The sequence below is a fragment of the Pseudarthrobacter sp. MDT1-56 genome (assembly GCF_059383555.1).
Genome location: NZ_JBWZCK010000014.1, coordinates 68,580 through 88,752 on the forward strand (window position 1 = coordinate 68,580; position 20,173 = coordinate 88,752).

22 protein-coding genes are annotated in these 20,173 nt (G+C 66.1%); 7 read left to right on the top strand and 15 right to left on the bottom strand.

Translation table 11 applies throughout. The annotated features are described in order from the left end of the window. The first annotated feature begins 102 nt into the window (after positions 1–102). Positions 103–687 carry a helix-turn-helix domain-containing protein gene (locus AC50YC_RS17800; RefSeq protein WP_494954624.1) on the top strand — a complete coding sequence of 195 codons (585 nt, stop codon included), beginning with the start codon at positions 103–105 and terminating at the stop codon, positions 685–687. A gap of 82 nt (positions 688–769) precedes the next feature. Here the strand turns inward: AC50YC_RS17800 and AC50YC_RS17805 are convergent, their stop codons facing one another. The 4 genes from AC50YC_RS17805 to AC50YC_RS17820 form a co-directional block, all read right to left on the bottom strand. Continuing rightward, entirely contained in the window at positions 770–1,018 is a 249-nt protein-coding gene (locus AC50YC_RS17805) for a hypothetical protein (RefSeq protein WP_494954625.1), read from the bottom strand. Between the two features lie 230 nt (positions 1,019–1,248). Further along, the gene (locus AC50YC_RS17810) at positions 1,249–2,328 is read right to left on the bottom strand and encodes a cytochrome b/b6 domain-containing protein (RefSeq protein ID WP_494954626.1); all 1,080 of its coding nucleotides are present in this window, start codon (positions 2,326–2,328) and stop codon (positions 1,249–1,251) included. Between the two features lie 656 nt (positions 2,329–2,984). Then, positions 2,985–3,968 carry an electron transfer flavoprotein subunit alpha/FixB family protein gene (locus tag AC50YC_RS17815; RefSeq protein ID WP_494954627.1) on the bottom strand — a complete coding sequence of 328 codons (984 nt, stop codon included), beginning with the start codon at positions 3,966–3,968 and terminating at the stop codon, positions 2,985–2,987. Between the two features lie 11 nt (positions 3,969–3,979). Further along, complete coding sequence (locus tag AC50YC_RS17820; protein WP_494954628.1) at positions 3,980–4,756, bottom strand: electron transfer flavoprotein subunit beta/FixA family protein; 777 nt, start codon at positions 4,754–4,756, stop codon at positions 3,980–3,982. A gap of 316 nt (positions 4,757–5,072) precedes the next feature. Here AC50YC_RS17820 and AC50YC_RS17825 point away from each other — a divergent pair, with 316 nt between their 5' ends. The 4 genes from AC50YC_RS17825 (at position 5,073) to AC50YC_RS17840 (ending at position 7,744) form a co-directional block, all read left to right on the top strand. After that, the gene (locus AC50YC_RS17825) at positions 5,073–5,666 is read left to right on the top strand and encodes a hypothetical protein (RefSeq protein ID WP_494954629.1); all 594 of its coding nucleotides are present in this window, start codon (positions 5,073–5,075) and stop codon (positions 5,664–5,666) included. Beyond that, positions 5,644–5,844, top strand: a complete 201-nt coding sequence (locus AC50YC_RS17830; RefSeq protein WP_494954630.1) for a hypothetical protein — start codon at positions 5,644–5,646, stop codon at positions 5,842–5,844. The genes AC50YC_RS17825 and AC50YC_RS17830 overlap by 23 nt, the downstream gene beginning before the upstream one ends. Positions 5,845–5,948: 104 nt before the next feature. Beyond that, positions 5,949–6,734, top strand: coding sequence for an alpha/beta fold hydrolase (locus AC50YC_RS17835; RefSeq protein ID WP_494954631.1), 786 nt, complete (start codon positions 5,949–5,951; stop codon positions 6,732–6,734). Positions 6,735–6,814: 80 nt separating this feature from the next. Then, complete coding sequence (locus AC50YC_RS17840; RefSeq protein ID WP_494954632.1) at positions 6,815–7,744, top strand: NADP-dependent oxidoreductase; 930 nt, start codon at positions 6,815–6,817, stop codon at positions 7,742–7,744. Positions 7,745–7,793: 49 nt separating this feature from the next. Here the strand turns inward: AC50YC_RS17840 and AC50YC_RS17845 are convergent, their stop codons facing one another. The 11 genes from AC50YC_RS17845 to AC50YC_RS17895 form a co-directional block, all read right to left on the bottom strand. Continuing rightward, complete coding sequence (locus tag AC50YC_RS17845; RefSeq protein WP_494954633.1) at positions 7,794–8,378, bottom strand: histidine phosphatase family protein; 585 nt, start codon at positions 8,376–8,378, stop codon at positions 7,794–7,796. An 89-nt stretch (positions 8,379–8,467) separates the two neighbouring features. Continuing rightward, positions 8,468–9,247 carry a triose-phosphate isomerase family protein gene (locus AC50YC_RS17850; protein WP_494954634.1) on the bottom strand — a complete coding sequence of 260 codons (780 nt, stop codon included), beginning with the start codon at positions 9,245–9,247 and terminating at the stop codon, positions 8,468–8,470. Position 9,248: 1 nt separating this feature from the next. Further along, the gene (locus AC50YC_RS17855; protein ID WP_494954635.1) at positions 9,249–10,256 is read right to left on the bottom strand and encodes a 4-hydroxythreonine-4-phosphate dehydrogenase PdxA; all 1,008 of its coding nucleotides are present in this window, start codon (positions 10,254–10,256) and stop codon (positions 9,249–9,251) included. After that, positions 10,253–10,735, bottom strand: a complete 483-nt coding sequence (locus AC50YC_RS17860) for a ribose-5-phosphate isomerase (protein ID WP_494954636.1) — start codon at positions 10,733–10,735, stop codon at positions 10,253–10,255. The genes AC50YC_RS17855 and AC50YC_RS17860 overlap by 4 nt, the downstream gene beginning before the upstream one ends. Next, a complete protein-coding gene (locus AC50YC_RS17865; RefSeq protein WP_494954637.1) occupies positions 10,728–12,449 on the bottom strand; it encodes a dihydroxyacetone kinase family protein in 1,722 nt (573 codons plus the stop codon). The genes AC50YC_RS17860 and AC50YC_RS17865 overlap by 8 nt, the downstream gene beginning before the upstream one ends. Continuing rightward, a complete protein-coding gene (locus AC50YC_RS17870) occupies positions 12,446–13,414 on the bottom strand; it encodes a sugar phosphate isomerase/epimerase family protein (protein ID WP_494954638.1) in 969 nt (322 codons plus the stop codon). The genes AC50YC_RS17865 and AC50YC_RS17870 overlap by 4 nt, the downstream gene beginning before the upstream one ends. Then, positions 13,407–14,909: a tripartite tricarboxylate transporter permease gene (locus AC50YC_RS17875; protein ID WP_494954639.1), complete on the bottom strand. Its 1,503-nt coding sequence runs from the start codon at positions 14,907–14,909 to the stop codon at positions 13,407–13,409. The genes AC50YC_RS17870 and AC50YC_RS17875 overlap by 8 nt, the downstream gene beginning before the upstream one ends. Positions 14,910–14,918: 9 nt before the next feature. After that, positions 14,919–15,467, bottom strand: a complete 549-nt coding sequence (locus AC50YC_RS17880; RefSeq protein WP_494954640.1) for a tripartite tricarboxylate transporter TctB family protein — start codon at positions 15,465–15,467, stop codon at positions 14,919–14,921. Positions 15,468–15,469: 2 nt separating this feature from the next. Then, complete coding sequence (locus AC50YC_RS17885) at positions 15,470–16,447, bottom strand: tripartite tricarboxylate transporter substrate binding protein (RefSeq protein ID WP_494954641.1); 978 nt, start codon at positions 16,445–16,447, stop codon at positions 15,470–15,472. Positions 16,448–16,575: 128 nt separating this feature from the next. Next, positions 16,576–17,280: a GntR family transcriptional regulator gene (locus tag AC50YC_RS17890; RefSeq protein ID WP_494954642.1), complete on the bottom strand. Its 705-nt coding sequence runs from the start codon at positions 17,278–17,280 to the stop codon at positions 16,576–16,578. 168 nt (positions 17,281–17,448) lie between these two features. Beyond that, on the bottom strand, positions 17,449–18,645 hold the full coding sequence (locus AC50YC_RS17895; protein ID WP_494954643.1) for an NAD(P)/FAD-dependent oxidoreductase: 1,197 nt from the start codon (positions 18,643–18,645) through the stop codon (positions 17,449–17,451). A gap of 222 nt (positions 18,646–18,867) precedes the next feature. On the opposite strand from AC50YC_RS17895, the gene AC50YC_RS17900 reads away from it, so the two are divergent. Together AC50YC_RS17900 and AC50YC_RS17905 are read left to right on the top strand one after the other, a co-directional pair. Further along, entirely contained in the window at positions 18,868–19,239 is a 372-nt protein-coding gene (locus AC50YC_RS17900; protein ID WP_494954644.1) for a VOC family protein, read from the top strand. Positions 19,240–19,303: 64 nt separating this feature from the next. After that, complete coding sequence (locus AC50YC_RS17905; RefSeq protein ID WP_494954645.1) at positions 19,304–20,113, top strand: GOLPH3/VPS74 family protein; 810 nt, start codon at positions 19,304–19,306, stop codon at positions 20,111–20,113. The last annotated feature ends 60 nt before the right edge of the window (positions 20,114–20,173 follow it).

Consider the following 20,173-nt stretch of genomic DNA (forward strand, 5'->3'; position numbering starts at 1 on the left):
TCCTGAACAAGTTCGCCGCCAGCGTCCTTGGGCGGTTATTCCAGCTTCCATCGCATGAGCCAGGATTGACAAACATGATTGCCGTTATGGCAAAGTGAGGGTATGGCAAATGAGCTTGACGATGTTCTCGGGGCGGTCGGCCCCCGGCTTCGGGCGCTCCGTACGGAGCGGAGCCTCACCCTCGGGGATGTGTCCTCCGATTCCGGAGTGTCGGTTAGCACCCTGTCCCGCCTGGAATCCGGCCAGCGCAGGCCCAATCTCGAAATCCTGCTGCCCCTCGCGAGGTTGTACGGTGTTCCGCTCGATGATCTGGTCGGCGCGCCGCCCACCGGGGATCCGAGAATTCACCTGCAGCCCATCACCCATGCCGGCATGACGGCCGTTCCTCTCACCCGCCGCCCAGGCGGGTTACAGGCCTTCAAGATGGTGCTCGACGGGGATGCCCGCGGGGCGGAGCCTGACCCGCGCGTTCACGAAGGCTACGAATGGCTGTACATCCTCAACGGACGGCTGCGTCTGGTGCTGGGCGACAAGGACTTTGAACTGCGCCCCGGCGAAGCCGCGGAATTCGACACCCACACACCGCACTGGTTCGCCAGCGCTGACGGCAGGCCCGTGGAGTTCATCAGTCTGTTTGGACAGCAGGGCGAGCGGATGCACGTACGCGCCCGTCCCAAGCCCTCATAGCCGCAGGGGCCGGAAGGGTTCTGTCGCTGGCCGGGCGTCGGGACCGCACGAGGGCTTCAGGCTCCTGCTCGGGCCCGGGGGCTTAGGGCTCGACGAGCGTCAGGATTGTTTCCGGACGGACGCCGTCGGATTTCATCGCTTCGGCTGCCTCTGGGGACTCCATGATCCGCTGGAACGTGTCCATATCGGGGACTTGGACGATCAGGCCTACACGGTGGCTCTTAGCCGGGTCGATGAAGGTTCGAACCGTGATGCCCAGCGGCCCGAATACTTCTTCCCTTTTTGGTGAGCTGAGCCAGTGCTCAACGTCGTCGACTTCGTGAAAGATCATTAGTGTTGGCATCGTTGCCTCCGCTTTCTGGGGTGGTGCCAGGAGCCGGGCTGGTCAAGGGGGCCGCGTCGGGACATCCTGATCACGCTGAACGTACCACGGCCCCGAATGCCGCGGTAGCGGGGAAAATTAACAGTCCGGCCCGCGTTGTCCGCGCACCCGTAGGAGACGCCGGCGTTCGTGACCTTCCCCGCCGATGCCGGGCTACCGGACGGAACGGGAACCGCGGCTTAGCGGCTGCTCACCTGGCCGAACAGCTTGGCGATGGGTGCGAGCACGATCGGGCGGGCGGTGTACCACCCGGCCGCCGTGATCGCGATGGCGGCCGCGAAGAGCCAAAACCCGACCCAGTTCACGACGTCGGTGCCGCCGAACATGTGGTTCAGGTTGCGCAGCGCGCCGGTTGAGAACACGAGGAACACGTGGATGAGAATGAAGAACACGAAGAACAGCATCGTCGGGAAGTGAACCGCGCGCGCAGCCTCCACCGGGTAGATCCTGTTCAGCGTCTTCGCGTCCTTCGGCCAGAACTCGCTCATGCGCACACCCGTGATCGCCGCGAGCGGGGCCGCGATGAACACCACGAGGAAGTACATGAGCTGCTGCAGGCTGTTGTAGTTCACCCAGCCGTTCTCCACGGGCCAGTCGAGTGTCATGTACTGCAGGAGCGCGGAGAGCGCATTCGGGAAAACCTCCCAGCTGGTCGGTACGATTCGCATCCAGTGGCCGGAGGCAAACAGCAGCACCACAAAGATCAGGCCGTTAGCCAGCCATAAAATGTCGAGCGACTGGTGCAGCCACAGATTGATGCTGATTTTCTTGCCACCGCGCTTCGGCGTCCAGAACGCCGGCGGCTTCTGCTGCGTGCGCACCTGATAGCCGGAGCGAATGATGAGCACCATCAGGAAGAGGTTCAGGAAGTGCGTCCACTGCGCCCACCACGGGAATCCCGGCTCGGCCGTCGCGGGCAGGTGGTATTCGCCGGGGTACCTCTCGAGGAACGCCGGCACACCCGGCAGGGTCGTCACTCCGCGCGCGGCGAGTACAAGAATCGCTGCGGCGGCCACGGCGCCGACCGCGAGGAGCGCAACGCGCTTAATCCACTGGCCCAGCGTACGAGACCCATAGAGCCTTGCTGCGGCCTCGGGCTTCACGGGCTGTTCGACGGCGGCTGCCGGTGCCACAGCTGGTGGGGCGGCGGTGGCAGCGGGTGCACTTGGCGTCGCACCCGCGGCCGGCTCCGCCTCGGCAACGCTCTCCGCCACGCTGGCAGCCGGGGCCTGGGCGATGGGTTCGGGTTCGGCCTGCACCGCAGAGCCGGCAGCGACCGCAGGGGCGGCAGCGACTGCAGGGGCGGCAGCGGCCGCCGGGGCAAGTCCAGCCGGCGGCCACGGTTCACCCCCGGAGACGCGGGGCAGCCCGCGACGCAGCGGTGAGGTTCCCGTCGTCAGGATTGCAGGTGCGGTGGAGGGTGCCGTGGCCGGAGCAGCTGCAGGCGACGCCGCAGCCGGTACCGCTTGAGCAGCGGCTGCGGCCGGCGCCGGCGTGGCTGCTGCTGTCGCCGTCGGCGGGGCGCCTGCGGCGGGGGCCGCGGACACTGATGCTGGAGCATGGCCCGCGGGCGGCCAAGGCTCGCCGCCCGGCACGCGCGGCAGGCCACGGCGAAGCTGGCGCGCCCCCGCGGCGCCTGCGTCCACCGCAGCGGCTGGAGGGGTCACCGCCGTCGCGCCCGGTGCCGTTTCCGGGGCAGCGTCGGGTGAGGCGGGAGCAGCGGCAACGGAGGGCGCGGCGGCTGCCGGCCCGGCGGTGACCGATCCCTCCCCGGCAACAGGCGCCGGCGGGGCTGCCGGTCCTGTCGGTCCTGCCGTGACAATGTGTGCGGGCCCCTGGCCTGCTGGAGGCCAGGGGTCACCACCTTCGACGCGCGGCAGGCCCCGCCGAATAGACCGAGAGAGAGTTGCCATCACTACTTCTTTCGAGCCTCAAGTGCGCTGATCAGCTGGGGGACAACCTGGAAGAGGTCGCCGACCACACCAAAGTCGGCGATCTCGAAGATCGGCGCGTCCCCATCCTTGTTGATGGCAACGATCGTCTTCGCGGTCTGCATCCCGGCCCGGTGCTGAATCGCGCCGGAGATGCCCAGCGCGATATACAACTGTGATGACACGGAAACCCCGGTCTGGCCGACCTGATGCGATTGCGGGATGTAGCCTGCATCCACTGCGGCACGCGAAGCACCAATGGCAGCACCGAGTGTATCGGCGAGCTGTCCAACGAGGGCGAACTGTTCCTCGGATCCGAGGCCGCGGCCGCCCGCGACAACCTTCGCGGCACCGCGCAGTTCCGGCCGCGAGGTGGCGACAACGGCCTCGTCGAACGACTCGATCCGGGCGGCCGGCTTCCCGGAGGGCGTCACTGCCAGGGTCTCCGACGCTTCCGGCTGAGCTGTGGCGCGCGCCTCAATGGAGCCCTGGCGGACGGTAATTACCGGCGCTCCGAATGTGGACGTTGACGTCACGTTGTAGGCACCGCCGTAGACGGAGTGGTGTGCCACGACGCCCTCGTCATCACGTGACACACCGATCGCATCGGCGGAAATCGCTGCACGCGCACGGGCAGCGTACCGGCCGGCAAGGTCGCGCCCATTCAGAGAGTGCGAAATCAGGATTGCGTCGGACCGCACCTGCTCCACAGCGGCGGCCAGCGCGTCAACGCTCGGCACTCCCAGAGCGGAAGGCTCCGGAGTCTCCGCGATCAGTACGCACGCAGCACCGAGGGCCGCGGCCTCCGCGGCGGCGGCGCTCCCGGTGCCGGGTGAGGCAAGTATCAATGCAACGGGCGTGCCGGCTGCAGCGGCAGCGCCGAAGAGTCCGGGTGCCGCCTTCTCGAGTTCACCGGAAGTCAGGGTCTCCACGACGACGAGGATTGCGTCACGAGGGTATTCAGTCATGTCGTTACTCCTTACGCCAGTCGGTTTTCAATAAGGAAGTCAGCGAGCTTCTCGCCGGCATCACCCTCGTCAACGATTTTTACGCCTGCCGCGCGCGGAGGCTTCTCGGCAATGGTCAGCATGATCGAACGCGCCGCTTCCGGGTTGTCGGCAGTAACCCCGAGGTCTGCGAGGGTAAGCACCTCAACGGGCTTCTTCTTTGCGGCCATGATTCCTTTGAAGTTCGGGAAGCGCGCCCCGGGAAGCGCCTCGGTAATGGAAATCACCGCGGGCAGGTTCGCTGATACCGTCTGCACGCCGGATTCAACGCCCCTGGTGCCGGACACCGCGTCGGCGCTGATCTCTACGGAGCTGAGTCCGCTAGCAAGCGGCACGTCAAGCAACTCTGCAAGCATCGCGGGAATCATGCCGCCGGATCCATCGGTGGAGACGTTGCCGGTGATCACAAGGTCAAACTCAACGCGACGGATCGCTGCTGCGAGGGTTTCGGCGGTAAGTCCCAGATCCGCACCGCGGAGCGCCTCGTCAGAGAGGTGGGTGGCGCTTCCCGCGCCCATCGCAAGCCCCTTGCGTATCGTTGCCGTGGCGCCCTCGGGAGCGAGGGACAGGACTGCGACCTCGGTGCCCGCGTTCGCGTCGGCGTACGTCAGTGCCAGCTCCAAGGCCCGCTCACCGATCTCATCAATGACTGCCTCGCTGGCTCCGCGGTCGGCGAGGCCTGTTTCGAGGTTCAGTTTTCGGTCCCCGTAGGTATCGGGGACCTCCTTTACTAGGACGATAATCTTCATCGATGGCTCTTCCTGTGGCGGTACGTCTCTATAGAGGAGACTGCGAATCTCCATAGAGTCTACGAGGCCGTGGTGCTCGGCCGTCTCCTGATTCACCCGATTTGGGGGTGGACAGCCTTCAGTTGGGGGCGTTGGATGTGATACACCGGCTCGGAACCGACGAACGATGGAGAAGTGATGTCCCATCAGCTGAGAATCGGCACGCTGGATGGTGCAGGTACGTCTGCGGAGCTGGGAGCCGCGCGCCGGGGGTTCGGGTCCATTTGATGATGTGCAGGTACTCCGCGCCACTGGCACAGGAGCGGATCACGTCCGCGTGCGGTTTCTGGATCAGCCGCTGGCGTCGCGCGCTGCTGTCCTCGGTCTCGACCCGGTCCTGGACCGCGACGAGTACAACGTGCTCGTCCACCTCGAACACGAGCTGAGCGTGACGGACCGCGGCGATCTGGTCGACCAACTGCGGGCGAAAGACTCCACCTCCAGGCGGGATCTCGCGACGCGGATTGAGAATCTTGGCGTGCTCGAGTGGGACCTCTGGGCGTGGGGCGGCCGATCCGCGGAAGACGTCATCGACGAACGCCCACGCGCCACGGTCCTTGACCTCGGCGGGTTCCGATTTCCAGCCGAACCGCAGGTCGCGGCGCTCAGCGTGCTCGATCACCTGTGGACGAAGCGCGAGGAGCGTCGCCCGATCCTCATCGTGATCGACGAGGCCCACAACGTCTGCAGCCCGGACCCAGCCACGCCCGTTCAACGCGCGCTCACCGAACGGGTTACCCAAAATTGCCGCGGAGGGGCGCAAATTCGGACTTTGGCTTCTCCTCTCGACACAGCGACCGTCCAAACTCCCCGTCAACGTTCTGAGCCAGTGCGACAACCTGGTCCTCATGAAGATGTCGTCGCCCCGTGACCTCGCCGAACTGGCCTCCGTCTTCGGTTACGTCCCGCCCGTTCTCCTCGACCACGCCATGCATTTCACGAAGGGTCAGGCCCTGGTTGCAGGGGGCTTCATCGCCGCACCATCGATGGTGCAGATTGGCACCCGTCTCACACACGAAGGCGGGGCGGACATTGCCGTACCCCTGTGAGGTCACCGGCAACTTGGTTCTGGAACAGCTGTGTAACCTGATGCCCATGGGAACGCCATGACCCTAGCCCTTTTCGCGGGCACCGCCCGGCGTTAGGATGCCGTGTGACCTTCACCCACGGCTACGCGGACAACAACGGTGTCCGCATGTATTACGAGGTCCACGGGCGGGCGGTGCCCGGCCGGCCGCCGCTGCTCCTCATCCCGGGCGGTGGCTCCACCATCGGCACGAACTTCGGCGAGCTTATCCCGCTGCTGGCTGAACAGCGCCAGGTAATTACCGTTGAGGAGGAGGGCCACGGCCGCACCCAGCCCACCGGCCGCCCCCTCACCGCCGGGAACTCCGCCGGCGACATCCTCGCTGTCCTGGACCAGATCAACGTGGAGACTGTGGACGTGCTGGGATTCAGCGCCGGCGGCCACACCGCCATCGCCCTGGCGCTCGCGCGTCCCGCCGCCGTGAGGCACCTCATCGCGGCCTCCACCTTCGCGAGCCGCGATGCCGTTCCGAACGAGTTCTGGGACGTCATGGCAAGGGCCACTCTGGCTGACATGCCGGACACTTACAAGGACGCCGACCGCCTTCTCAACCCCGAGACCGGCCACCTGGAGCGGCTCTTCGAACTGGACCGCCGGCGCATCCTGGACTTCCCCGGGTGGTCCGACGAGGAGCTGGGCACCATCGCAGCCGCCACGCTGGTGGTGAGCGCCGACCGCGACGTTGTCACCGCCGAATATGCCGCGCGGATGGCCGGCGCCATCCCGGGCGCCCGCCTGCTGATCGTCCCCGGCGGCCACGGTGACTACCTCGGCGAGCAGGCCGCCAGCGGCGGGGACCTGCGCACGATGCACGCCACCGTCCCGTTCCTGCTGCGGTTCCTCGGAGACTAGCCCAGCCGGCGGGCCGGTGAGATACCGCACTCGCCGGCCCGTGGCGGAATAGTGTCCTGGGAATGGCGGTTCAGCCTTGCATGAAGGCAATTACTTACAGCGAATACGGAAGTCCCGGCGTCCTCGAGTTGACCGAGGAACCGATGCCGAAGGTCGGGCCGGGGATGGTCCTGGTCAAAGTCAAGGCGGCATCGGTTAACCCGGTCGACTGGAAGATCATGGCCGGCTACCTGGACGCAGCCATGGACCTGCAGTTCCCCGCGATTCCCGGGTGGGATGTGGCCGGCGTTGTTGAGTCAGTAGGAATCGACGCGCCGCACTTCCAGCCCGGCGATGAAGTGATTTCCTACGGCCGCAAAGACTATGTCCACGGCGGCAGTTTCGCTGAATATATTGCCCTGCCGGAACGGCTCCTTGCCCGCAAGCCGGCATCCCTGGGGTGGAACGAGTCCGCCGGTCTTCCCCTGGCGGGCTTGACGGCCTATCAAGTCCTGACCCGTCTGGGCCTCAAAGCGGGCGAGACCGTGTTGATCCATGGCGGCGCCGGCGGCGTCGGGTCCCTGGGCATCCAGATCGCCGCGGCGCTGGGCGCCAGGGTCATAGCGACCGCCTCGGAAAGGAACCACGACTTCCTGCGGTCGCTCGGGGCCGAACCCGTCAGCTACGGCGAAGGACTCGCGGCGCTGGTGCGCGCCCTGCGGCCCGACGGCGTTGACGTCGTCGCAGACTTCGTGGGCGGGAACCTCGACGCGACCTTGGCTGTCCTGGCCGACGGAGGCCGCCACGCCTCCATTGCGGACAGCGACGTCGAGCAGCACGGCGGCACCTGGATGTGGGTCAACCCCGTCGGCGCCGAGCTGCAGGAGCTCGCCGATCTGGTGGACCAGCACAACATCCGCGTTGAGGTTGCCCGGACGTTCCCGTTGCCGGAGGCGGCCGACGCCTTCCGGCTCAACATGGAAGGGCATACGCGCGGCAAGATTGTCGTCGCGGTCGACGACGCAGCGTGAGGCGAAGCGGCGGCCGGCATTCCGGCCGCCGCCGCTCCGCCGTTGCAGTTCAGCCCGGAATGCCGGCGACAACCCGCTCGCCGTTGAAGTATTCGAGCTTCCAGCCGTCAACGGGATGGTGGTGGGCCAGGTTGAGCACGGCGTTATCGATGCTGTGCAGGGTGCGGCCGATGGCACGGCTGAGGCTCACGCGGAGAAGCGAGCCGTGGGCGACCACCAGGACGCGGCGGCCGCGGAACTCCTCGGCGAGGGCTTCAAGGGAGGTCAACCCGCGGAGAGCTGCACCGTCCTCGCTTTCTGCGCCCCGGAAACCACCGGGAATTCGTAGCGCGTCCAGTTCAGGACCGTCCTGCATGCCTTCTGCGGGGCCGAAGCTGCGCTCGGTGAGTTCCGGTACGCGGCGGGCGGGGCCGAGCTCCAGCCCTGCTGCAAGAAGGTCGGCGGTTTCAGCGGCACGGCTCAGCGGCGACGACACGATCGTGTCCCACTCGTAGCCGGACAGAACGGCGACGGCGTCACGCGCCTGGCCGCGGCCGACGTCGTTCAGTGGAATGTCGGTGGACCCCTGCAGCCGGCGCTGGGCGTTCCAGTCCGTCTGGCCATGGCGGACAAGGGCGAACGTCGTAAGGGTCATGCGTTCCATTCTCCCCTGAATCCCGGTGCCGGCGTTGCTGAGCGGTACCCACGGGTGCTTATCCCGACGGCAGCGCCGGCCGGCGTTGTTCAGAACGCCGTCGCAGGCCTCAATCCGCTTGCCCGTGAGACCAGCAGCGTCGCTTCCTCCAGGATCAGCGCGATGTTGCGGGGATCGTGGGCGAACCTGCCCAGGAACAGCCCGTCCACGGAGGGATGGAGCCGGGGCAGCAGCCCGGGGCCGGCGCTGCCGCCGTACAGCAGGGTGGTTTGGGTGCCCAGTTCCTGCCTGAGCTGGTCCGCGACGGCGCAGACGTAGTCCGGGGCCGCCGGCTGGGGTGCACCGATCGCCCACACAGGTTCGTAGGCGATGACCGGCTTCGTCCCGTGCGGGTTGATGTTGGCCGCGCGAACCTGTTCCAGGCACGCCCGGGCCGCCTCCTTGGGGGCAACCCGGGCGTTTTCTCCGACGCACAGCAGCGGCTGGAGGCCGTTGCGCTGGGCAGCGGCGACCTTGGCCGCGATCAGCTCATCGCTCTCACCGAACTGCCGGCGCCGCTCGGCGTGACCAAGTTCGATCAGTTCCACCCCCATTTCCGCCAGGACAACAGGGCTAACTTCGCCGGTCAGGGCGCCGGAATCCTGGTCCGAGGCATTTTGTGCCGCCACCTGGATGGGAGTTCCGCGGGTCAGCTCCAGAGTGGTTTCGAGGACGGGAAACGTTGGCGCCACGAAGAGCTTCACCTGACCGGTCCGCACCGGCTCGCAGGCCCTGGCGAGGGCGGCGACGGCGCCGAGCCACACCTGGGACTCACGGTAGCCCAGGTACATTTTGGTGCTGATGCCGATGGTGATGCTCTTGGTGGTCATCTCAGACGGCGACCTTCGCTGCGCGGATCCGGGAACCGATGGCGGCGGCGAGTTCGAAGGCGTGTTCCGTGGCGCCGAGGCTGGCGATGTTCTTCCCCACGATGTCGAACGCCGTGCCGTGTGCAGGGGTGGCGATGACGATTGGCAGGCCGCCCTGGATGGTGACGCCCCGGTCGAACCCGATGAGTTTCATCGCGATCTGTCCCTGGTCGTGGTACATCGTCACCACCCCGTCGAAGTCCCCGCGCTTGGCCGCGAGGAACACCGTGTCGGACGGGAAAGGTCCGGTGGCGTTGATGCCCTCGCTGTTGGCTTCAGCGATGCCGGGTGCTATCTGGTCGATTTCCTCCCGGCCGAAGTTGCCGTTTTCACCGGCATGCGGGTTCAGGGCGCAGACCGCGATGCGGGGCTCCTGGAGGCCGGAGTCGGCAAGGACCGAGTGCAGCAGCCGGATGGCGTTGCGGACATTTTCCGCGGTGATGCGTGCCGCCACCTCGCTGATCGGGATGTGGGAGGTGACCCGGGCAGTCCAGAGCCCGGGCAGGACGTTGAGTTCGCTGGTGGTGCCCTCGAAGCTCAGTTCCTTGGCGAACCAGCGCAGTTCATCCTCCTCGGTCATTCCGCCGAGCTTGAGGCTGGTCTTGTTCAGCGGGGTGAAGAGAATGGCTTCCACCTCACCGGCGTTGGCCATCGCCATGGCCCGCTGGAGCTGGTGGAGGGTGCGGGCACCGGCCTCGCGGGAGACCTGCTTGGCCGGAATCGGTTCCGCCGGGGCCGAATTGTCGTCGAGGAGGACCGCGAACCCCGGCTTGGGGGAGTCGCTGAGCGGAATTTCGACGCCGGCCGCCTGGGCAGCCGCTTCGAGTTCGGCTGCGTCGGCGAGGACGTAGACCTCGGCGACCCGGGTGGTTTCGGGTTTGGCCAGCAGCTTGACGGCCAGTTCCGGGCCGACGCCGGCGGGATCGCCGAGGGTCAGTGCGATGCGGGGGAGCGGGGACGTGGAGTTCATGCTGTTACTTCCTCATAGGAGCAGATGGCGTCGACCTTGCCGGCGGACGCGGAGGCGGGGTTGAAGGTGTAGTGGAGCCATTCAGCGGTCAGGCGCCGGGCCAGTTCCAGGCCGATCACGCGTTGGCCCATGGTCAGGATCTGGGCGTTGTTACTCAGCACGAGCCGTTCGACCGAGTAGCTGTCATGCGCCGTTCCGGCCCGGATCCCTTTGACTTTATTCGCTGCGATGGCCACACCGAGGCCGGTGCCGCAGATCAGCAGCCCCCGGTCAGCCAGCCCTTCGGTGATTTTGTGGGCGGCCTCGACGGCGATGTGGGGGTAGTCGGTGGATTCGGTTCCGGAGACGCCGACGTCGATTACCTCGCCGACCAGGGGGTGGGCCAGCAGGTCCGCTTTGAGCGCTTCCTTGTACTCGAGCCCGGCGTCGTCGGATCCGATGACGATCCGCAGTTTCTTATCTTGCAGTTTCTTATCCATGGGTGCCTTCCTTCATCATGCTGTGGCCGATGGTGCTGACCACCATGGCGAGGGATACGGCTCCGGCGTCGGGGTGCCCCAGGCTCTTTTCCGCCAGGGGGCGGGCCCTGCCGAGCTTTGGCCGGAGCGCGGCCGTCGCCGCAGCGGCGGCGGTGGCCGCCGCTGCGGCGTTCTCCCAGGCGAGGTCAAGGCTGAGCCCGTCGGCCAGCCCGGCCCGGAGGGAGTCGGCGAAGGGGACAAAGGCGTCGATCATTGTTTTGTCCCCGGGCTCGGCCTTGCCGAGTGACCGCATGGCCAGGAGCGCGGCGTCGACGGCTTCCAGGGCGGTGTCCTGCGAAAGGTCGGTAGTACGCAGCAGGGATGCGGAGGCCGCGCAGATCGCGGCACCCCACAGGGCTCCGGATGTTCCGCCGGCGTGCTCGGCCCAGGCTTCGCCGGCGGCGCGGGCGACGGCGGCGAGGCCGTCTCCGCGGGCTGCGCTGCGGTCCGCGGCACGCGCGGCAGCCTGTGCGCCCCTGGCCATGCCGATGCCATGGTCGCCGTCGCCGGCCACGGCGTCGAGGTCGCCGAGTTTCTGTTCGGCCGCGGTCAGGAGTTCGTCCACGGCGCGGAACAGGCGGACGCCGAGCGGTGCGGCGGCGATGAGGGCGTCGCTCTCAAGGGGGGATCCGGCGTCGAGGTCCGATTCTTGATAAACCGTGAGGTCCGGTGCCGCGCTGATGCTGCCCCTGCGGTAGGCGGGCGAGTCCGCGGGTGCTGCCCAGAGTGCTTCCAGTTCGTCGTCGAGCCAGAACAGCGTGAGCGACACGCCGGCCATGTCCAGGCTGGTGACCAGTTCGCCGCATTCGGGCTGCACTACCTCCAGGCCCTGGTCCTGCAGCAGGGCGTTGATCTTGCCGAACAGGACAAACAGCTCGTCGTACTTCACCGTGCCCAGGCCGTTAAGGAGGACCGCGACCCGCTTGCCCGGGTTGTCGGGGGTGTCCTGCAGCAGTGCGGTGACCAGGAGCGTGGCCAGCTCATCGGCGGTAGGCAGGGGTGCCTCCGAGATCCCCGGCTCACCGTGGATCCCCATTCCCACCGCCATCATGCCCTCGGGCACGGTGAACAGCGGCTTGGTGGCGCCGGGCAGGGTGCAGCCGGAGAACGCGACGCCCAGGCTACGGGTGCGGTGGTTGGCCCGGAGCGCGATCCGTTCCACGTCATCCAGGCTGTGCCCGGCGTCGGCGGCGGCCCCGGCCACCTTGAAAACTGTCAGGTCCCCGGCGATGCCCCGGCGTTTATGGAGTTCCTCCCGGGGTGCGCTGGCGATGTCGTCGGTCACGGCAATCGAACGGACATCCATTCCGGCGGCGCGGAGCTGTTCCTGGGCCAGGCCGAAGTGCAGGACGTCGCCGGCGTAGTTCCCGTATCCCAGCAGGACGCCGGCGCCGCGGTGGACCGTCCGGGCGATGCGCGAGATCTGTGAAGCGGAGGGGGAGGCGAAGATGTTGCCGCAGACTGCGCCGGCGGCGAGCCCGGGACCGACCAGTCCGGCGAAGGCGGGGTAATGCCCGGATCCTCCGCCGACCACCAGGGCCACCCTGCCGTCGGGAATGACGGTGGACCGCACCACGCCGCCGTCGACAGCTTTCACGTACTGCCGGTTGGCTGCCTCGAATCCGGTGAGCATGTCCGCCGCGAAGGTGGACGCGTCTGACTGCAGGGCTGTCATGAGACTGTTTCCTTGAGGTAGGGGGCGGGGCTGCCCGACTGCAGCGCGGACTCCAGCAGCGTCCGGAGGTAGCGCTGGTTCATGGCACTGACACCCAGGCCGTCGCCGCCGTAGTGCTCGCAGCAGAACACTCCGGTGAAGCCTGCGGAGAGTGCTTCGCGCACGGCCTGCCGGTAGTTGATGAAGCCCAGTTCCAGCGGCGCCGGACTTGAGGTGACGGACCCGGTGTCCGGGTTTTCGTCCCGGAAGTAGTTCTTGACCTGCCAGTAGTTCGTGTAGGGCAGGGTCTTGTGCAGAATCTCCTGCCAGCTTTCGATGGGCCGGTGCAGGCGGACCAGGTTGCCGATGTCAGGGTTGATGCCCACGTTGGCGAGGCCGATGTCCTCTATCAGGCGGACCGCACTGTCGGCGGTGCCCAGATACGTGTCCTCGTAGAGCTCCAGGGACACCAGCATCCCGTAGTCGGCGGCTCTCCTGCCGATTTCCCGGAAGCGCTGCACGGCCAGCTGCCAGGTGTCGGCGTCGCCGGGCGGATCACCGGCGCCGTCCGCGGTCCAGAACCACAGACGCTGGCGCTGCGCCGGCGTCAACTGCTGGTGCAGGCCCAGGGACAGGGTGCCCGCCCCGAGCTCCGCGCCGGCTTCGATGGAGCGGAGCGTGTAGTCGAAGTTGGCTTCCCCGTTCACCGGATCCACCACGCTGGTCCGCACAATGGACAGGACCGGCGCGGTCAGGCCGGTGGCCTTGAGGACGTCCTGGAACTCGGCCAGCCGGTGGGCGGGCAGGTCGGCGGGCTTCAGCCAGCTGTCGGTGAGGTCGACGGCGTCGAACCCCACGTTCCGTACTTCACGGAGGGTCTGCGCCCATCCCTCGGCCGGCTCGTCCTGCACCGACGTGCCGTCCGGCTTGGTGCCCGGGAACTGCAGCAGTGCAGCGGCGATGGGCCAATTGGTGCTCTCATACATGGGTAAGTTCCTTTGCGTCCGAAGGCGTGGACTTGAAGCGGCCGATAAGCCAGGGCCCCACGGCGAGCAGGGCTGCCAGCAACAGGATTGATACGGAGATCTGGCTCTGGAACATGATCATGAAGTTTCCCTGGCCCAGCGCGGAGGTCTGAACGAGCGACTTCTCAAGCAGTGGCCCGAGGACCAGGCCCAGGACCAGCGGGGCGATCGGGAGGTCGAGTTCCTTCATAAAGAACCCCACGATGCCGAAGATAACCACCAGCCAGACGCTGAACATGTTGTTGCTGACGGAGTAGGCGCCAACGAGGCTGGTGAGGATGATGATCGGGTAGAGGTAGGCGTAGGGGATCCGCAGCATCTGGGCGAACACCGGCGCGAGCGGCAGGTTCAGCACCAGCAGCATGACGTTGCCGATGAAGAACGAGACGAGAAGTCCCCAGACGAGGGTGGGCTGCTGTTCGAAGAGCAGCGGCCCCGGCTGAAGCCCGTAGATGGTGAAGGCGCCGAGAAGCACCGCCGTGGTGCCGCCGCCGGGGATGCCGAGCGCCAGCGTGGGAACAAAGTTGGCGTTGGCTGCAGCGTTGTTGGCGCTTTCCGGTGAGGCTACGCCTTCAATAGCGCCCTTGCCGAAGTTGTCCTTGTTCTTGGAGACACGGCGCTCCACCCCGTAGGACAGGAACGACGCCAGGGTGGATCCGGCGCCGGGCAGGCAGCCGAGCAGGAAGCCGATGACGCTGCCGCGGAGGATCGACGGCATCGATTTGGTGAGTTCTTTTCGGCTGATGACCATGTCCTTGAACCGCGCCCGGATGGGGGCGGCAGCTCCGACGCGGATCTGGTGCAGCACCTCGCCGAGGGCGAAGAGACCGATCATGACCTCAACGAACGGGATGCCGCCGAGCAGGTTGACGTTGCCGAACGTGAACCGCGCCTGGCTGAACCCGGACGCGATGCCCACAGTGCTGATGAGGAGTCCGGCGGTCACCATCATGAGGCCCTTGGACATCGATCCGCCGGCAAAGCTCACCACGGTGATCAGGCCCAGGATCATGATTGCGAGGTTCTCCACCGGCCCGAAGTTCAACGCGAACTGCGCGAACGGAGGTGCCAGCGCCATGAGGAGCGCCAGTGAAATGATCGCAGCGATGAAGGACCCGATGGCGGCGATGGCCAGGGCGGAACCGGCACGTCCCTGCCGGGCCATCTGGTATCCGTCCAGGGTGGTGACCACGCTGGCGGCTTCGCCCGGCGTGGAGATGAGGACGGACGTGATGGTGCCGCCGTACTGGGCGCCGTAGTAGATGCCGGCGAGCATGATGAGTGCCGTCACCGGTTCCATGCCCAGCGTCAGGGGGATGAGGATGGCGATGCCCGTGGTCGAACCGAGGCCGGGCATCAGGCCGATGACCGTGCCCACTAGAACGCCAACGAAGCACCACAGCAGGTTTTCGAAGGTCAGCGCGGTTGAGAACCCGAGCATGAGATTGTCCAGCATTGAGTTCTCCTAGATTCCGAGGATGCCCTGGGGCAGCGGCACTCGGAGGAACATGACGAAGATGGCGTACGTGACGGCGAGGGTGACTGCGCTGACCATCAGTGAGGGCAGGACCTTGCGCCGTTCGACGACCACGGCAATCACCAGGAGCATGGCCGCGAAGGCGAGCATAAAGCCGAGCAGCGGAACCAGGACGACCGTGGCGAGCACTATGCCGATGACGGTCCAGAGCATTCTGTCCCGCTGGCGTTGGGTGCGGCCGTAGATGTCCGGGTCCCCGCCGGCCGCGCCCAGGTCCGGGGAGGCTTCCCCATGATCGATCCCGGGAATCTGCTCCTCCACCACGCTGTCCAGGGTCGCTGTCTGCTTCCTCCCGGAGGTCAGCATGTTCACGGCCGCGAAGAACGCCATCAAGGCGCCGGCGACCGTGGGGAGGAATCCCGGCCCGATGCGGCCGTCATCGCCCAGCACGCCGTAGCCGGCACCCATGACTGCCGCCGCGATGCCCAGGGAAATGATGACCGCATTAGGGATGAACCTCTGGATAGCGGAGTGCATGCTTATTTGCCCAGGACTTTGGCGAGGGCTTCGGAGTTTCCGGCAAGGTAGGTCTTGAAGTCGTCCCCGTAGACCGCATTGGGCTGCAGTACGTTCTCCTCGATGTACTTTTTGTAGCCGTCGGTCTGCTCGAACTTCTTGGCCGCATCAATCCAGTACTGCTTCTGTTCGGCCGTGATGTTGCCCGGGGCGATGAAGCCACGGAACTGCGCAAAGGAGACAGCAATTCCCTGCTCGGTGGCCGTCGGGATGTCCTTCAGGGCCTCGAGCTCATACCGCTTGTCCGCAAGGGCGCAGAGGGGCTTGAGGGTGCCGGCCTCGAGCTGGCCAAGAACCTCACCGGGGTTCACCGAGATGACGTCGACCTGGCCGCCCAGGAGTGCGGCTACCACCTCATTGCCTGACTCGTAGGGGACCCGGTCGAATTTGATCCCTTCCTCCTGCTCGATCAGGGTGAAGACGATCTGGTCCAGGCTGGTGGAGCCGGAGACGGCGGCAACGACCCGGCCGCTGCCCGCGGCCTTGACTACGGCTTCGCAGGTCTGATGGGGCGAATCCGGGCTGACCGTCAAGAGTGTGTAGTCGTCGCCCAGCTTCATGATCGGGGTGAAGCTCTCGTAGGTGAAGGGAACATCCTGGGTCAGCGGCAGGGCCAGCATCGCAGTTTCGGTGGCGAGCAGGTGATCAGGTTTGCCGTCCTGGGCAAGGAAGCTGGCGTAGCCAACAGCCCCGGATCCGCCCTCCCGGTTCTCCGTGTTGATATTCACCCCCGCGATGTCCTCCAGCCCGGACGCGATGGCCCGGCCCGAAAGGTCACTGCCACCGCCTGCTCCGAAGGGCACGATCATGGTGACGTCGCCCTTGGGCGTAAAGGCCTGCCCCTGGGCTGCGCCCGCATTGGATGCTCCGCATCCGGTCAGGGCCAACAGCCCCGCCGCGCAGATCCCCGTTATACCAACAACTTTGGATACTTTCGTCACTTCTTATCTCCTTTGACAACCAAAGCGGATCCCCGGAGGGACTCAATCCAAGATCCTATTGGATCTACGAATGAGTGTGACATCGGTCATGTCGAGATGCAAGCAGTTGTGGCGGGAGTATCTGAAAGTTACGGCTGGTCTTTGTTGATTGCCCGCGTCCGGGCATTCGAGATGTGGGCTGCCATCGCCTGGGCCGCAGCCGGGACGTCGCCGCGCTGGAAGGCCTTGAGGACGGCTTCATGTTCGGCAAGCGCCAGGGCGGTGTCGTCGGAGCCTTCGCTCGCGCTCTGCCTCATGCGGTGTGTGTGCGTGCTCGTGGACTCGGCCATCTGGTGCAGGTAACGGTTTCCACAGTTGCGCAGGATGGTTTCGTGGAAGTTCCAGTCGGCCTCGAAATACTTGCGGTAGCCGGCAGTCCGGCCGGCAGGTTCGATGCCCTGGAACAGCTCCGCGGCCTGGCGGTGCTTTTCGTGGGCATCTTCCAGCGCGGGCAGCAACTCCTCCAGATGCCCGGCGGCGCGCTGGACGGCCGCGACCTCCACGACCTCCCGGGCGTCGAAGAGTTCCTTCATCTGCTCTTCACTGAGCGGCGGGGCAACCTTGTAGCCTTTCAGCGCGACGCGCCGGACGAGGCCGGTGTGCTCAAGTTGCACCAGGGCCTCGCGGACGGGGGTGGGGGAGACGTCAAGCTGGCGTGCAAGCGAGTCGATGTTGAGGGAAGAGCCGGGCTCCAGCCCTCCTTCGAGCAGGACGTCGACGATGTAGTCGTACACCTCATCCCGGAGGATACGTCGCGAGAAACCTGGCGGTGGCGTACTGGGTGACGTCGTCATAGCGTGATTCTATCGCCCGCAAGGGGTTTTCCTAGATCCTCTAGGAAAGACACGGAGGGGGGGATTAGCCGTACAGTGCGGCGGCCCTGCCTCGTGGATGCGTCGACGACGGCGGGAGACTCCCGCCGTCGTCGTAGTGCTTCGCCGCCGCTGTGGTGCTGGGTGAACTCAGACGCGGCCCTTGAGGATCAGGTTCCAGTACATAAACGGCAGCGCGTAGCGCTTGAGCAGCCACATGTCGCTGCGTTCCTTGGTGGTGTCGATGAAGGGGATGCTGGGGGCGGGCTGGAGCGTGTAATCAAACTCAGCCAGCAGCATCTTCCCCCGCGCTGTGGTCAGCGGACAGGAGGCGTACCCTCCGTACTGGGCCGACGGGTTTCCGCCGTCCAGGGCGGCCAGCAGGTTCTCCACCAGCACGGGGGCCTGCTTGCGGATCGCCGCTCCGGTCTTCGAGTTCGGCGTGGACCCGGCGTCGCCCAGGGCGAAAATTTCCGGGTAGCGCTTGTGCCGCATGGTGTGTTTGTCGACGTCGACGTAACCTGCGGGGTTGGCCGGATCTGCCAGCGGCGTGCGCTTGAGCCAGTCCGGGGCCGACTGCGGCGGCACGACATGGAGCAGGTCGTAGTGCAGCGATTCCTCGGTGCCGGCCGCGTTGTCCGTAATCACCGCGACGCGAGCGGCCGGATCCACCGCGGTCATCTCGCTGTTGAAGCGGACTTTGATGCCGTATTTGGCAACCACCCGCTCAAGCTCATCGGCGAAGACCTTGACCCCGAACATGCCCGGCGTCGGCAGAACCATGACGACCCGGATGTCGTCCAGCACCCCCTGCTTGCGCCAGTAGTCGGCTGCCAGGTAGGCGATTTTCTGCGGGGCTCCGGCACACTTGATCGGACCCGAGGGCTGAGTGAAAATGGCCGTCCCGGACTTCAGGTTCCGGATCATGTCCCAGGTCTTGGGTGCCAGGTCGTACCGGTAATTGCTGGACGCCGCCGGGGATTCCATGGCCTCGGCCATGCCCGGGATCTTGTCCCAGTCCAGCTGGATGCCGGGACAGACCACCAGATAGTCGTACGTGACGGAACCGCCGGAGGAGAGTGCGACGCTGCGGTGTTCAGGGTCAATGTCCGCGGCGGCGTCCTTGATCCAGGCAACGCCCTGGGGCATGACGGATGCCTGGGGGCGGACCGTTTCCTTCTGGCTGGCGACGCCTCCGCCGACCAGGGTCCACAGCGGCTGGTAATAGTGCTGCTCGCTCGGCTCGATCACACCGATATCAGTCCGGCCTGCATTACGCAGCCGGGCTGCAACGCTCAGTCCCGCGTTGCCGCCTCCGATGATCAGGATCTCGTGGTGCATATTCATGGAATAGACGCCTCTCTGGAGCTTTTAAACACTGTGGCGATAATCACTCTATACCCCTGGGGGTATAGCTGTATACCCCCTTGGGTACCTTGTTTGACGACGGCGGGACCTTCCGCCGTCGTTCCTCAAGGACGCAGTGACTCCGGACCGGTCCCGCGCCCTCGTCTGAGACAGCCGCGCGTATCATCGGTAAGATCCGTCCCCTGGAGAGTGGAGCAACACATGCAACTCGGCGCCTTTTCCATCAGCCTCACCGTCAAGGACATCGCGGCCTCTGCTGCGTTCTACGAGAAACTCGGTTTCAGCAGTTTTGGGGGTGACATCACCCAGAACTGGCTGATCCTGAAGAACGGCGAGACTGTCATCGGCCTCTTCCAGGGGATGTTTGAGAAGAACATGCTCACCTTCAACCCGGGCTGGAACCAGAACGCGGAGGCGGTGGAACCGTTCACCGACGTCCGCGAGCTCCAGCGGGAACTGAAAGCCACGGGCACGGAGTTCCTTGCCGAGGCAGATGAGGCGACGGCGGGGCCGGCGAGCTTCATCGTCCTGGATCCGGACGGCAACCCGGTACTCGTCGATCAGCACGTCTAATCTGCTCCGCAGAGGGGTACAAATCCTCATTGTGGTGGCAGCGGAACTGCGCCACCATGAGCGTATGGATGCTAAGACACCTGAAACTCCCGAGGCGGCGGAACTGAGCCTTCCCCAGGCCTTCCTGCTTTTGGCAACGAACGACAAGGACGGCAAACCTGAAGTGCCGGTGTTCGCACTCAGGACCACCTTGGCCGGGGCAATACTGGCCGAGCTGGACATGATCGGTGCCATCGAGCTGCAGGGCAAGAACGTCAAGGCCACCGGCGCCGCCCCGCAAACGGACTTCCAGCGCGAGCTCGAGCTCATCCGTGGCAAATCCCGGCCCCATACTCCCAAGCGGTGGGTCTCCATGCTGGAGGGCCGCGCCGAGGTGCAGCGAGTCTACGAGCAGATGGCGTCACGGGGCATCGTGGAACAGGCCGGCGAAAAACACCTTGGTCTGTTCAAATCCACCCGGTACCCGGAGAAGGACCACGGTCCGGAAGCTGCGCTCCTGCAGAAGATCGACGCGGCACTCAGCGGTGCGCCGTCGGCTCCCGCCAAGCCTGAAGCCGCGGAGCCTGAAGCCGCCAAGCCTGAAGCCGCGGAGCCTCAGGCCGGGGCGGCCGAAGCCCAGGCGCCCGAAGCCGGGGTGACTGAAGCCGCGACGCCCAAGGCAGCTGATGCGGCGAAGCCTGACGCCACGGCGCCCGATGAGAGGACCACCGCGCTGATCGCCCTGCTTCACGCCGCCGGGCTGTTCAGCAAGCTGTTCCCGGCGGCAGACCGAGCCCGGGCAGGCGAGCTGGCGAAGGACTATTGGCCAGCCCGCGCGGTGGAGGACGAACTTCGGATGATCAGGCTGGCGCAGGAAGAAGCCGCAACCTTGTGATGCTGCTCGCCAGGCCCGGCAGTTTTCAGTCTCCGGCTCCCGGGTCCGCTCTGCCGGGAC

Coding starts and splice junctions, on each gene's coding strand:
- AC50YC_RS17900 (WP_494954644.1), top strand. CDS start 18,868: ATGCAACTCGGCGCCTTTTCCATCAGCCTCACCGTCAAGGACATCGCG.
- AC50YC_RS17805 (WP_494954625.1), bottom strand. CDS start 1,018: ATGATCTTTCACGAAGTCGACGACGTTGAGCACTGGCTCAGCTCACCA.
- AC50YC_RS17800 (WP_494954624.1), top strand. CDS start 103: ATGGCAAATGAGCTTGACGATGTTCTCGGGGCGGTCGGCCCCCGGCTT.
- AC50YC_RS17815 (WP_494954627.1), bottom strand. CDS start 3,968: ATGACTGAATACCCTCGTGACGCAATCCTCGTCGTCGTGGAGACCCTG.
- AC50YC_RS17840 (WP_494954632.1), top strand. CDS start 6,815: ATGAAGGCAATTACTTACAGCGAATACGGAAGTCCCGGCGTCCTCGAG.
- AC50YC_RS17820 (WP_494954628.1), bottom strand. CDS start 4,756: ATGAAGATTATCGTCCTAGTAAAGGAGGTCCCCGATACCTACGGGGAC.
- AC50YC_RS17865 (WP_494954637.1), bottom strand. CDS start 12,449: ATGACAGCCCTGCAGTCAGACGCGTCCACCTTCGCGGCGGACATGCTC.
- AC50YC_RS17905 (WP_494954645.1), top strand. CDS start 19,304: ATGGATGCTAAGACACCTGAAACTCCCGAGGCGGCGGAACTGAGCCTT.
- AC50YC_RS17875 (WP_494954639.1), bottom strand. CDS start 14,909: ATGCTGGACAATCTCATGCTCGGGTTCTCAACCGCGCTGACCTTCGAA.
- AC50YC_RS17845 (WP_494954633.1), bottom strand. CDS start 8,378: ATGACCCTTACGACGTTCGCCCTTGTCCGCCATGGCCAGACGGACTGG.
- AC50YC_RS17895 (WP_494954643.1), bottom strand. CDS start 18,645: ATGAATATGCACCACGAGATCCTGATCATCGGAGGCGGCAACGCGGGA.
- AC50YC_RS17880 (WP_494954640.1), bottom strand. CDS start 15,467: ATGCACTCCGCTATCCAGAGGTTCATCCCTAATGCGGTCATCATTTCC.
- AC50YC_RS17830 (WP_494954630.1), top strand. CDS start 5,644: ATGAAGATGTCGTCGCCCCGTGACCTCGCCGAACTGGCCTCCGTCTTC.
- AC50YC_RS17850 (WP_494954634.1), bottom strand. CDS start 9,247: ATGACCACCAAGAGCATCACCATCGGCATCAGCACCAAAATGTACCTG.
- AC50YC_RS17870 (WP_494954638.1), bottom strand. CDS start 13,414: ATGTATGAGAGCACCAATTGGCCCATCGCCGCTGCACTGCTGCAGTTC.
- AC50YC_RS17860 (WP_494954636.1), bottom strand. CDS start 10,735: ATGGATAAGAAACTGCAAGATAAGAAACTGCGGATCGTCATCGGATCC.
- AC50YC_RS17855 (WP_494954635.1), bottom strand. CDS start 10,256: ATGAACTCCACGTCCCCGCTCCCCCGCATCGCACTGACCCTCGGCGAT.
- AC50YC_RS17890 (WP_494954642.1), bottom strand. CDS start 17,280: ATGACGACGTCACCCAGTACGCCACCGCCAGGTTTCTCGCGACGTATC.